The sequence below is a fragment of the Candidatus Phytoplasma meliae genome (assembly GCF_016876135.2).
In genome coordinates, this window is record NZ_JACAOD020000018.1 from 39,741 (window position 1) to 52,656 (window position 12,916).

A 12,916-nucleotide genomic window follows, 5' to 3' on the forward strand; every position below is an offset into this window, starting at 1 on the left:
TTTTTGTTTTTGAAAGATCATTAATATTCGTATTTGAATATTCAATGATATATCTTTTTTTTATTTTGATAAAATAGGATATGAAATTAAACAGTAATATTAAAAAAATAAAGTTAAACCGTTGATGTTGATAAAACAAACAGTTTAACTTTTTTTGTTATTTTTTTAAATGTAGGGTTAATTCTAATCTTTCTTTTTGAGCTTTTAAATCTTTTATTTGTTCTTGTAATTGTGCTTTTTGTTGTGCTAAACCCATGATTTGATTTCTGTTTTGTTTAAAAATAACACCACCATTATAAACAGTCATCAAGAAATAACAACCTCCAAATGTTAATATTGATCCAACTATTTGCGCACCACTTAACTTAAAAGGGGTTTTGACTTCGGGATGTGAATAACCTTGTTGTTGATAATATGATCCTTGCATAATTAATTGCTTTTCTCCTTATATTGATTTTTAATATAATATTAATTATTTTTTATTTAATCTTGTTTTTGATAAGCTAATGATTTAGTGATATCTACATCTTTTTCTAATTGTTTTAAATTTTGTTGTAATTGCATAATTTCAGATATAAGTTGTTGTTTTTTCATATTTTGTATTTGAATATCTCTATTATAAGCCAAAGTTTTGAATAAAGGATATGTCATAATTAAACCAATTCCGAAAGTTGAAATACCTATAATAATCCATATTATTTTGGCAACACCACTTAATTTACATACATAAATTTCTTCTCCAAGATATTCATTTTGATAATTATACATTTTTTCCCCTTTTTACTCCCTTTTCTTTTTCTTTTTATTGCAATAGTAATCTTTTCTCTTTTATGAGATTAAAAAAACAATTACTAGCTATATGCAATAGTAATCTTTTCTCTTTTATGAGATTAAAAAAACAATTACTAGCTATAATTATACACGAAAAACAAAAAAAAACAAGTTTTATACTCACACAACCTTTATATCTCAGCAATCCACTTAGCTTTTTATATTTTAAAAAAATATTATCAATAACGATTAGTGTTATCGGTTGGCGTTATTAAAACAATAATGATTATGAAATAACTGATATGTTTTATATTTATATGATATGTCAATGATATTTATTGACGCATTACATTAAATTTGTGTATCCCCTTTAACACTAAAAACACATTAAACAACTTTATTATAAGAAAATGCAATAAAAACTTGACTATTGCTCTCTTTTTTTATAAAATATTAGTGATGGTAAAACAGTGATAGCTAAAATCATTAAAAAAATCTCTGGTCTTTAAGAGACTTTTCTAAGTAATTCTTTGCTGTTTGAGAAAGAAAGGAAAGCAGGTGATTGTTAATGATTGAAGTTATGAAACTTTACCTTAATAAAAGGAGAGTTAAAACTAATGTCAAGATATACAGGTTCACTTTGGAAGGTTTCAAGACGTCTTAATTATTCTGTGACAGAAACCGGAAAAGAATTACGTAAAAGAGCTTATGCGCCAGGACAACACGGTCAAAAGCGTTCTAAATTAAGTAATTATGGGTTACAATTACAAGAAAAGCAAAAATTACGTTTTACTTATGGCGTATCAGAAAAGCAATTTCGTAAAATTTTTGAAAACGCTAGTAAATTAAAAGGTATTCATGGTGAAATGTTTTTGATATTATTAGAATCACGCCTTGATAATGTGGTTTATCGTTTGGGTTTTGCCAAAACTCGAGCACAAGCAAGACAGTTAGTTAATCATGGCCATATTTTGGTTAATGGTAAAAAAACCGACATTGCTTCTTATCGTTTGAAACCAGGAGAAACTGTTACTTTAAGAGAAAAATCAAAAAATTTAAAGATTGTTGAAGAAGCTTTGAAAAGTAAATTTGTTCGTTTGGATTATGTTTCTTTAGATAAACAATTAGTTGGCAAATATGTTAGATATCCTCAAAGAAATGAATTTTTGTCTGAAATCAATGAACAATTAATAGTTGAATATTATAATAGATAATTTAAACACCCTTTGAAATAGGGTGTTTTTTGTGTAATGTTTTTTTGTCGCTTCACAAAACAACTTTATTAAACCAACCTGAATCCATATTATATTTTAAAGTTTCTTTCGTTCCATTATTTTATTATTTTGACAATCAGAATATTTAGAAACAAGGAGAAACATTTATTTTGAGGATTACTCAAATGGTAGTAACACGTTTATTTTACTCTTTTTTTAATCACTTTACTGCTTCGCCCTTTTTCGAAAAAACGTCATTTATATGATTTCAGTTTTGTTATATTTTTAACAAATCTAAAAAAAAGGACTATTTATTATTATGAAAAAAAATTATTTTTCACGTGAAGAAACGATTAATTTTCTTCAAAAAACAAGTCATCAAAGTGCAGAAATAACTTTGCAAACTTTGGGTTCCTCGTCTAAAGGTTTAGATAATGCCATAGTTTCTTTGCAAAGAAATTTATATGGCCTTAATGTTTTATCAGAGGAGAATAAACATAATTGTTTTAAAAAAATATTGCAAATGGCCCTTTCCCCCTTTAATATTATTTTATTAATTTTAATGGTAGCCTCTTTGATTAATGATGTCATCATTCCTTCTCGATCAGAAGAAAAAAGCTTTACCACCATCATTATTACTGCAATTATGTTTATTAGTTCTTTGATTGTTCAATTTACTCAAGAAAATAAATATTTAAAAATTACGTCACAGTTAAAGCAATTAGTCCAAAATACAACCGCTGTGAAACGAAATGGTCAAAAACAAGAAATTCCTTTAGAAGAAGTGGTTCCTGGAGATATTGTTCTTTTGGCTGCAGGCGATATTATTCCTGCTGATATGAAATTGCTTGAAACTAAGGATTTTTTTGTTAAAACTACTACTTTTACTGGTGAATCAGAACCTATTGAAAAAAAAGCTCAATCGCAAAGTCAATATGATAATATCTTAGAAGATCAAAGATTAGTTTTGGCAGGAACGACAGTTATTTCTGGTTATGCAACAGGAATTGTTGTTTTAACTGGTAAAAATACTTATTTAGGACATATTAGTAAAACCATTAATCAAAAAAAAGAACTTTCTTATTTAGATACTAATTTAAATGCTATTTCTAAGTTATTAATTGTATGCATTGTTTTAATGACCCCCTTGGTTTTTTTATTGAATTTTTCTAAGAATTCAGCGAATTCATCCCTTTTACAATCTATCTTATTTGCTTTAACGATTGCTTTTGGATTAACCCCTAAAATGCTTCCTTTAATTATTGCCACTTCTTTTTCCAAGGGAATCGTTTCTTTATCTAAAAGCAAAGTGATTGTTAAAAATTTAAACGCTATTTCTAGTTTTGGAGCTATGAATGTTTTATTTACTGATAAAACAGGAACTTTAACTCAAGATCAAGTTTTTTTAGAAGATTTTTTAGATTTAAGCGGAACTAGGAATTTTCGTATTTTAAGACATGCTTATTTAAATAGTTTTTTTCAAACAGGATTGAAAAGTTTAATTGATGAAGCAATTATTACTAAAATGGGCAATCATGAAGCTCATCAAGTTTCTTTGCAAAATCTTTCTCAACGATTTGTTAAAGTTGATGAAATACCTTTTGATTTTACTAGAAGAAGAATGAGTGTAGTTATTGAGGATCAATCTCAAAGACAACAAATGATTACTAAAGGCGCTATTGAAGAGATTCTTGATGTTTGTGATTATTTAGAATTGGAAGGAACTATTAAACCTTTAACTAAAACAGAGAAACAATTAGTTTTAGAAAAAACAACGCTTTATAATCAAAAAGGATTGCGTGTGGTAGGAGTAGCTCAAAAACAAATTATTCCTAATCAAACTCCTATTGAAGAGCAACAAATGGTGTTAATCGGGTTATTAACTTTTTTAGATCCGATTAAACCTAGTTCTACCCACGCTATCGCTTTATTGCATCAAAAAGGGATTATTGTTAAAATTTTAACAGGTGATAATGAAGTTTTAACTAAAGCGATTGCTCAAAAATTAAATATTGATACTACTTATTGTTTACAAGGTCATATTGTTGATCAACTTAGTGATGAATCGTTATATGAACAAGCTCAAAAAACCTATTTATTTATTAAATTGTCGCCGGAGCACAAAGCTAGGATTGTTGGTCTTTTTCAAAGAAAAGGTAAAGTTGTTGGTTTTATGGGTGATGGCATTAATGATGCTTTGGCTATGAAAAAAGCAGATTTAGGTATTTGTGTTGATACTGGTGCTGAAATTACTAAGGAAATAGCTGATATTATTCTTTTAGAAAAACAATTAAACGTGTTAGAAAAAGGAGTAACAGAAGGTCGTAAAACTTATACTAATGCTATTAAATATATTAAATTTACTTTATCTGCTAATTTTGGTAATTGTTTAAGTATTTTGTTAGCTAGTTATTTTTTGCCTTTTCAACCGATGTTAGTTTTACAAATTTTATTTTTAGATTTAGTTTATGATTTGATTTGTTTTTCGATCCCTTTTGATAATGTGGAATCATTTTATTTAAAAAAACCGTGTAAATTTGATTTTAAAAATATTAAAAATTTTATGTTGTGGTTTGGCTTCCTTTCCTTTTTAATCGATTTGTTATTTTTAATAGGGTTAAAATATATCTTTAATGAGGCAGCGTCTGAATCTTTACTTCAAACTAGTTGGTTTATTTTTTCGATGTGGTCACAAACGTTAACCCTTTTCTTATTAAGAACTGATAAAATTTTTCCTAAAAAAGGACCCCATAATCTTCCTTCTTTTGGGATTATGATTTGTTCTGTCATAGGTTTAATTATTGCTACTATATCTCCTTGTGTCCCTTTAATTGCTATACCTTTGAAGTTAGAGAAAAACATTTTTAGTTCTCATCGAGACATTTGCTTTTTTCTAATTTTATTATTAATCTTTTATGCTTTGGCGATGCTTTGGGCTAAAAAATTCTTTATTAAAAAAAATAAACAATTATTATAATATTTGATATTGGGGTGTTAATTGTGAATGCATCTTGCCTCCCCCTTCCTATTTCTTGACACCTCAAATATTTGGAAAGGTTTTTTATGTTTGGTTCTCCCTTTTTAACTTTTTTATTTTTGACCTTAATGTTGATTTTTGGTCATTTTTTCCTGGTAAAATATCAAATTTTAAAAATCTTATACCTTTTTTTGTGGTCTTTTTCTCTTACTCATCTTTTATTAAAATCGCATCACTCTTCCATTGATAAGTTTTTTCAAGATAGCTTTAATGTAAAAATTACAGATTATTTTTATGATACTTTATTAAATTTTATTTTACTAAGTATTATTATTATCAAAGCTCCTTATTTAAGAGTAGTTTTGAATAATTGGAGCAAACATTGGGTTGTTAAAAGAAGAAATATTTTTATGGGAGGCGATAAAACTCAAAAAGAAATTATTAAAACAGTAATAGAACTCTCTTCTCATAAGATAGGTGCTTTAATTACTATTGAAAAAAATAGTACTTTAGAACAATATGCTCAAAAAGCTATTTTAATTAATGGTGATGTTTCTAAAGAGTTGTTATTAAATATTTTTACCCCTAATACTCCCTTGCATGATGGAGCTGTGATTGTGAGAGGTGATAAAATTTTGTGTGCTAGTGCTTATTTCACCCTATCCTCAGCTAATGATAATTTTGATAAAAAAACAGGTTCACGTCATCGTGCTGCTTTAGGGATTAGCGAAACTACTGATAGTATGACTATTGTTGTTTCTGAGGAAACGGGTAATATTTCTATTGCTTTAGAAGGGATTATGATTAAAATTAACGAAAAAACAAAACTTCAAGAATATTTAGCAATTTTTATGAATTAAAACAGAAAAAAGAGGGACAAAATGCAAAAAAGAAAATTTGGAATTGTGGTTGATTCTACTTGTGGCAGTAATTATGGTAAAAATTTATTTAATGATATTTCCATAGTTCCTTTAACTGTGATGGTTGATGGACAAGATTATATTGACGGTACCATCGATAATGAAAAATTACTTCAATTTATTGATCAAAAACGTAAGGTGACTACTAGTCAACCTAATCCAGAGCTTTTTATTCAAGCTTTTCAAAAACAATTTGATTTAGGTTATCAACATATTATTTGTTTAACTTTGTCACATAAATTAAGTGGAACTGTTAATAGTGCTCTTTTGGCTAAAAAGATATTAAATGAATCAAGAATTACTGTGATTGATACTGAAAATGTTGGTCCTGCAGTTATTTTCGCTTTAAAAAGAATTCATTATTTATTAGAGCAAAATCCTAATATTATCCCTCAAGCATTAGCTTTACAAATTAAACAAGAACAAGATCAAGGGGTCTTATTTTGTACTGTTGAAAACTTAAAAATATTAGCTTATAATGGGCGTATTAGTAAATTTAGGGCTCTTCTGGGCAATCTTTTAAGGGTTCATACTATTTTGAAATTTCAAAAAAGTATTTTATTGATAGAAAAGAAAGTTCGTAGTTTTAAAAAATGTCTTGATTATTTAATTAACAAAAGCATAGATTGTAAAACATCCAATAATATATTAGATATACAAGTGATTTATGTTGATGATGATCGAAATGCACAAGAACTTATGACTCAAATTAAGAAAATAGGTGATCCTCAAATTCAAATTTCGTTGTATGGAAAAATTTCTTCTGTTATAGCTGCTCATATTGGTTATAAAGGTTTTGGCTTATATATTAATGAAATTAAAAAATAAGTTTCATTTGGTATATTGCAAATATAATTTTAAGATGATATAAGTTTAAAGGAAGAATATATGATTATTTTATCTTTTGAAACTAGTTGTGATGAGACCAGTGTTGCTGTGACGCAAGATGGGAAAACAGTTTTATCTAATATTGTTTTTTCTCAAATTAAATATCATCAAATTTTTGGTGGTGTAGTTCCTGAAATAGCATCACGCAAACATATTCAATTTATGACTTTGGTGTTGGAACAAGCTTTAAAAGAAGCACAAGTTCAACCTCAAGATATTGATTTAGTGGCGGTTACCCATGGACCTGGTTTAATTGGTTCTTTATTAATTGGCATCAATGCTGCTAATGTTTTTGCTTATGTTCATCAAAAACCTCTTTTAGGCATTAATCACTTATTAGGACATGTTTATGCGGCTCAAATTGAGCACGAAATTAAACCTCCAGCATTAGTTCTTTTAATTTCAGGAGGACATACTGAATTGCTTTATTTAAAAGAACATGGGCAAATTGAAGTTTTAGGAACCACTTTAGATGATGCTGTGGGAGAAGTTTATGATAAAATTGCTAAAGTACTTCAATTACCATATCCTGGAGGCCCTTTGATTGATCAATTAGCTCAACAAGGGCAAGATACTTATTGTTTCGTGAGACCTTATTTAAAAAATAATAATTTAAATTTTAGTTTTTCGGGTCTTAAAAGTCATTTAGTTAATTTAATTCTTAATCGAAATATTGATACTTTAAATGTTTCAAATATTTGTGCTTCTTTTCAAGCTAGTGTGATTGATGTTTTGTTTGAAAAAACTAAAAGAGCGTTAACAAAATATCCTGTTAAGCAGTTAATTGTAACAGGTGGAGTGGCTTCTAATATGGGTTTAAGACATAAATTTAGTAGTTGCTTTACACATTTAGAAGTTATTTTTCCAAGTGTTGCTTATTGTACTGATCAAGCAGCTATGATAGGGATTGCTGCTTATTATCAAAATAAAATTACTAAAGCTACTTATAAATATGATTTAACTGCCTTACCTAATTTAACTTTTTAATAAATTAATATAAAAGAGACTTTTATAAGTCTCTTTTTTTGTTTTAATAAAATGTGATCCAAAATATAAAAAAACAAGTAAAATACTCAGATATCAAGATTATATGAGCATAAAACTTGTTTTTTTTTTTTTTTGGTGTATAATTGTAATTAATAGTTATTTATTGATGACTATTAAACTTAACACATAAGAAAATAAAAAGTAAAGAGGGTTAATTTTTAAATGCAAAAACAAAAGAAATATAAAAATTATTACATTTTATTATTTTTAATATTTAATATTTTAATTTATTTTAACTATAATAATTTTATTTATGCAGATGTTCCTCCAACAAACTCACCTGAAGAAGTCGATAATTCCACAACTACGAATGATCCACAACAAAATAGCGATGCACATCAAAGATTTATAGATGCTTATAAAATTGCGAAGTTGAATGAATTCAAAACAACATTATGTAATTATGAAATAGTAGCACAAGTAAATCAATTACCTGTTAATAAATGGGAATTTAAATTTATCGATACAAAAAATACAAATATTGTAAAACATTTAAAATTAACTTTTAATGAAATACAAAATGATGAAAATTATGTTTACTATCAAATAAAAAATGATAATGAAAATTATAATTATATATGTAAATTTAATAAAAATACAAATAAAATTATTACAAGCACGTATTATCAACCAAATAGCGAAAAGATAGATTTTATGCATGAATTCGATCCACAAAGTGGTGAATTAATTAAAACAACTTCTTATAAAAGCAATGGGAATGATATTGTATATATTACACAATATGAATATCATAGTAATGGGAAATTGATTAAAGGTACAGAAAAACTGATGAACCCCGAAAAACTTCTTTGTATTAACGAATATGACCCAACAACAGGTAAACAAATCAAAATAACCCGATGCAAACCAGATGGCACTATTTCTTTCATTCGAGAATACAATTCAACAACAGGCAACCAAACCAAACTTACGTGGTACGACCGAAACGGTACCATTTTCTTAATCGACGAATTCGACCCAACAACAGGCAACCGAATCAAAGCAACCAAATACAACCCAGATAGAACAATTAAATTTATTTTCGAATATAACCCATTCACATCTAAACCAACCAAATCAACCAACTACCACAACGGAACCATTTCCTTCATCGACGAATACAACCCAACAACAGGCAACCGAATCAAAACAACCCAATATAACGAAGATGGTAAAACAATTGCTTTTGTTAAAGATGAAAATGATAATATTATTTTAAATAATTCTAACAATAATCCACCTCAAGAATCATTAATCAATAAACTAACAAATAGAACAACGATTCGTATTACAGAAAGAAACCAAACACAAGCAAAAGAAACTATTCTGCAAGGGAATTCTTCTTTTCAAGATGAAACATTAATGGTTGAATTTCCACAAAATGAAAACTTTGTAGTGGTTAGTTCTAACAAATATAGTGGTAGAGTTCAAATCCCTTTTGAAATCGCTAATATAGAGGTATCACAAACATCTAATAATCCTAATAATGCAGATAATTTAAATAATAACAACATACAAGAAGATAAATCCAAATCAACAATGAAGCTATCAAACCCACCAAAAGATAAATCTCATAAAATGACTATAATCATAATTACCATAATCATTGCTCTTATTGCAGGAGGAATGGGTGGTTATTATTATTACATGAAAAAAATAGTTAAAAGGAACACTAAATAAATCTATTAAAATGCAGAAAGGGAAAAATAAATGGAAAAAAATAAAAAGATAATTTTATTACTTCAAAAACTATCTTGTATCATCATTTGTTTTATATTTTTAGGAAATATGATAGTTAATCTTGTTGTACATGGCACAACACACAATCAACAAGATCAATTACCAGATAAAGTTCAAAATACAAACTTAGGTTTATTAGAATATGCACTAGAAAGCGATATTAAGAAAGCATTACAGCAAAAGAATCCAACTTTAACTAATGATGATATAAATAATTTACAAGTTAATTTTATTCTTGATACAAACAAAGCAACTCTTACTTCTAGTCAATTATCAGGCGCAGTTGAAGTAATTTTTGAAATTAAACAAAAATTGAACCAAAAAATTAATAATAATATAGATTTAGGAACATTAAATTATAAAAAAGAAGAGGACGTTAAACAAGCGTTAAAAAAATTAAAAGAAGCAAATAAAATATCTTTAAACGATCAACAAATTGATAAGTTAAAAGTGGACTTCATTCCTTACCAAAATAAAGCAAATATTGCGTCTGATGAATTTAGTGGTCAAGTACAAGTAACTTTTAGCAAAGATTTTCTACCCAATGTTATAATAAGCGAAGAAATTAAAAAAGAATTTGAACATATTATCAGATATTTTAAAGATTTTCAAATATATAAAGATGTAGGAGCTACACTACCAAAAGGATATATTTTGCATGGTCCTCCTGGAACAGGTAAAACTTATATTGTTGAACAATTAGAAAAAGAATTAGAAGGAGCTTATTTTATTTATAGATCAGGACCTGAATTTACAACATCGAGAGTAGGAGCTAGTGAAACATTAGTAAGAGATATGTTTAAAACAGCACAACATCAAAATAAACCTTGTGTTATTTTTATTGATGAAATTGATGCTATTCTTAGTAAAAGAGGTGCTACTGAAGGAGATTCAGGAGGAGCTGTTAGGAGTCATAATTCAACTGTTAACCAATTTTTAACAGAATTAGATGGCTTTAAAAAACATCCTTATCCTATTATTGTAATTGGTGCCACCAATAAAGTAGAATTATTAGATGAAGCAGTTGTGCGTCCAGGAAGATTAGAAAAAAAGATTTTAATTAGTTTACCCAACAAAGAAGATACTAAAAAAATATTAGCTTTGTATCTTAAAAAAATTAATCTTGCATCAGATTTAAAAGAACATGGTCAATTAAAAGATGAATTTTTAAATTCATTGGCAGAACAATGTTATGAATTAAAAATGAGTCCTGCTTCAATTAAATATTTTGTCAATGAAGCTGCTTTGATGGCTGTCGAACAAGAAGGTGAAGCAACTATTTCTCAAAATAACTTACAAAAAGCTTTAGATAAATATCAAGATGAACAACTTAAAAAAATTATTAAACCACAAAACTTAGAAACTAAAACTTTTAGCATTACAGAAAGCATACTATTGTGGAGCGCTATTTTAACTTTTGTTATCTTATTGATTTTATGTAGTTATTTATTTTTTAAAAAATATCAAAAAAAACAACAACTTAAAATTTGGGGAGGAAATTAAAAAATGCCAAAAATATTAAGAATGTTAAAAAAACCAAAAACTATAATAATTTTAAGTATGACAAGTTTACTTTTATATTTGCTCTTTTTTGAATTAAGGCAACAATGGGAAGATCAAAACGGTTATTTGAATCCCATAGCATTAATCGAAAAAATAGAACAAACAGATGTTAAAGAATTAAAATCAATTAAAATAAGGATGTTAGGGGGAAGCATTACTAGACATTCAGAAGGAATTGAAAAAGTAATTGTTGAAACTAAAAATGACGGAACATGGTATACTCATGCTGATACTCAATTTATGTTTGTTCACTTTCTTCATAAATTAGAAAAAATTGGTGATGAAAAAGGAAAATTAATTACTTATCTTAACAATAAGCAATATTTTCAAACTAAACCATTTAGCATTGTTTTAAATCCTCTTTTAGGTATTTTATCTTCGGTATCTTCTGTTTGGTGGATGATTTATCTTTATAGAACAAGAGCATTTAACAAAAAAGATAATAATTTTGCAATCACCAATAAACAAAAACAAATCACTTTCAAAGATGTTGCAGGCAATGAAGAAGAAAAAGCAGAATTAGTCGAAATGGTTGATTTCTTAAAACAACCTCAAAAATATCATAATATGGGTTCTCAAATTCCTAAAGGAGTTTTATTATCAGGGCCTCCTGGAACAGGAAAAACCTTACTTGCCAAAGCTTTAGCAGGAGAAGCAGGTGTTCCTTTTTACTCCGTAGCAGGTTCAGAATTTGTTGAAGTATATGTTGGAGTTGGTGCATCCCGTATTCGTGAATTATTTAAAGAAGTAAGAAAAAATGCCCCTTGTGTCTTATTCATTGATGAAATAGAGGTATTAGGAGGACAAAGAGGTGGTCATTCTTTTAATTCAGAAAAAGACCAAACCCTAAATCAACTTCTAACTGAAATGGATGGCTTTAATCCTTCTGCAGGAATTATTATTGTAGCAGCTACTAATAGATCTGATATGCTTGATGCTGCCTTGTTGCGCCCCGGAAGATTTGACCGTCGTATTATGGTAACTCTTCCTGATGTTAAAGCCAGAGAAGCTATTTTAAAACTTCATGCTCAAAACAAAAAATTAGTTAAAGATATTGATTTTCATCAATTAGCCAAACAAACTCCTGGTATGAGTGGAGCAGAACTTGCTGCTGTATTAAATGAAGCCTCTATTTTAACTGTTAGAAATAATGAAAAACTAATTACTATGGATACCTTACAAGAAGCAATTGATCGTGTTTGGATGGGTCCTGCGAAAAAATCACGTAAATATACCGAAGAAGAAAGAAAAGAAACTGCCTATCATGAAGCAGGACATGCTGTTATTGGATTAAAAGTAAAAGATGCTCCTGCAATTCAAAAAATTACCATTGTTCCACGTGGACAAGCAGGTGGTTATGTTTTATTTATGGAAGAAAAAGAATTATTTTTCCATTCTAAAAAACGTTTTCAAGCAAATATTGTATGTTCTTTGGCAGGAAGGGCAGCTGAAGAAATGATCTTTGGACTTGATAATATTAGTGATGGATGTTTCTCAGATTTTCAATCAGCTACTAGAGTAGCCCGTGCAATGGTTACTAAATACGGAATGAGTGATTTAGGATTAATGCAAGATTCACCATTTGCAGATAAAAAAGCTATTAATGATGCTATGAAAAAAATTATTGATAATTGTTATCAAATTGCTCAAGATGTATTAAAAGAAAACCAAGATTTACTTCATAAAATAGCTAATTTATTACTGGAAAAAGAAACTATTATCAAAGAAGAAATTGATAAATTAGTTTAATTATTAACATATATATAATGAAAAGAGACTTTTGTAAGTCTCTTTTT

10 protein-coding genes are annotated in these 12,916 nt (G+C 27.8%); 8 read left to right on the forward strand and 2 right to left on the reverse strand.

The window, feature by feature from the left end; genetic code table 11:
* Positions 1 to 157: 157 nt before the first annotated feature.
* Together CHTY_RS03430 and CHTY_RS03435 are read right to left on the reverse strand one after the other, a co-directional pair.
* Positions 158 to 427 (reverse strand): hypothetical protein, encoded by a 270-nt coding sequence (locus tag CHTY_RS03430; protein WP_203552422.1) that lies wholly within the window; start codon positions 425 to 427, stop codon positions 158 to 160.
* Positions 428 to 483: 56 nt separating this feature from the next.
* Positions 484 to 768, reverse strand: a complete 285-nt coding sequence (locus tag CHTY_RS03435; RefSeq protein WP_203552423.1) for a hypothetical protein — start codon at positions 766 to 768, stop codon at positions 484 to 486.
* A gap of 620 nt (positions 769 to 1,388) precedes the next feature.
* Here CHTY_RS03435 and rpsD point away from each other — a divergent pair.
* The 8 genes from rpsD (at position 1,389) to ftsH (ending at position 12,869) form a co-directional block, all read left to right on the forward strand.
* Complete coding sequence (gene rpsD / locus CHTY_RS03440) at positions 1,389 to 1,985, forward strand: 30S ribosomal protein S4 (protein ID WP_203552424.1); 597 nt, start codon at positions 1,389 to 1,391, stop codon at positions 1,983 to 1,985.
* Positions 1,986 to 2,304: 319 nt separating this feature from the next.
* On the forward strand, positions 2,305 to 4,962 hold the full coding sequence (gene mgtA, locus CHTY_RS03445; RefSeq protein WP_203552425.1) for a magnesium-translocating P-type ATPase: 2,658 nt from the start codon (positions 2,305 to 2,307) through the stop codon (positions 4,960 to 4,962).
* Positions 4,963 to 5,048: 86 nt separating this feature from the next.
* Positions 5,049 to 5,822, forward strand: a complete 774-nt coding sequence (locus CHTY_RS03450; protein WP_203552426.1) for a diadenylate cyclase — start codon at positions 5,049 to 5,051, stop codon at positions 5,820 to 5,822.
* Between the two features lie 21 nt (positions 5,823 to 5,843).
* A complete protein-coding gene (locus CHTY_RS03455; protein WP_203552427.1) occupies positions 5,844 to 6,710 on the forward strand; it encodes a DegV family protein in 867 nt (288 codons plus the stop codon).
* Between the two features lie 60 nt (positions 6,711 to 6,770).
* Positions 6,771 to 7,757: a tRNA (adenosine(37)-N6)-threonylcarbamoyltransferase complex transferase subunit TsaD gene (tsaD, locus tag CHTY_RS03460; protein WP_203552428.1), complete on the forward strand. Its 987-nt coding sequence runs from the start codon at positions 6,771 to 6,773 to the stop codon at positions 7,755 to 7,757.
* A gap of 222 nt (positions 7,758 to 7,979) precedes the next feature.
* A complete protein-coding gene (locus CHTY_RS03465; RefSeq protein ID WP_203552429.1) occupies positions 7,980 to 9,497 on the forward strand; it encodes a DUF2963 domain-containing protein in 1,518 nt (505 codons plus the stop codon).
* Between the two features lie 30 nt (positions 9,498 to 9,527).
* Positions 9,528 to 11,060: an ATP-binding protein gene (locus CHTY_RS03470; protein ID WP_203552430.1), complete on the forward strand. Its 1,533-nt coding sequence runs from the start codon at positions 9,528 to 9,530 to the stop codon at positions 11,058 to 11,060.
* 3 nt (positions 11,061 to 11,063) lie between these two features.
* The gene (gene ftsH / locus CHTY_RS03475) at positions 11,064 to 12,869 is read left to right on the forward strand and encodes an ATP-dependent zinc metalloprotease FtsH (protein ID WP_246454105.1); all 1,806 of its coding nucleotides are present in this window, start codon (positions 11,064 to 11,066) and stop codon (positions 12,867 to 12,869) included.
* The last annotated feature ends 47 nt before the right edge of the window (positions 12,870 to 12,916 follow it).

What these genes read in the sequence shown, in the direction of transcription:
- CHTY_RS03430 (WP_203552422.1), bottom strand. Translation starts at nt 427, where the DNA reads ATGCAAGGATCATATTATCAACAACAAGGTTATTCACATCCCGAAGTC.
- CHTY_RS03455 (WP_203552427.1), top strand. Translation starts at nt 5,844, where the DNA reads ATGCAAAAAAGAAAATTTGGAATTGTGGTTGATTCTACTTGTGGCAGT.
- CHTY_RS03470 (WP_203552430.1), top strand. Translation starts at nt 9,528, where the DNA reads ATGGAAAAAAATAAAAAGATAATTTTATTACTTCAAAAACTATCTTGT.
- CHTY_RS03435 (WP_203552423.1), bottom strand. Translation starts at nt 768, where the DNA reads ATGTATAATTATCAAAATGAATATCTTGGAGAAGAAATTTATGTATGT.
- CHTY_RS03465 (WP_203552429.1), top strand. Translation starts at nt 7,980, where the DNA reads ATGCAAAAACAAAAGAAATATAAAAATTATTACATTTTATTATTTTTA.
- rpsD (WP_203552424.1), top strand. Translation starts at nt 1,389, where the DNA reads ATGTCAAGATATACAGGTTCACTTTGGAAGGTTTCAAGACGTCTTAAT.
- CHTY_RS03450 (WP_203552426.1), top strand. Translation starts at nt 5,049, where the DNA reads ATGTTTGGTTCTCCCTTTTTAACTTTTTTATTTTTGACCTTAATGTTG.
- tsaD (WP_203552428.1), top strand. Translation starts at nt 6,771, where the DNA reads ATGATTATTTTATCTTTTGAAACTAGTTGTGATGAGACCAGTGTTGCT.
- mgtA (WP_203552425.1), top strand. Translation starts at nt 2,305, where the DNA reads ATGAAAAAAAATTATTTTTCACGTGAAGAAACGATTAATTTTCTTCAA.
- ftsH (WP_246454105.1), top strand. Translation starts at nt 11,064, where the DNA reads ATGCCAAAAATATTAAGAATGTTAAAAAAACCAAAAACTATAATAATT.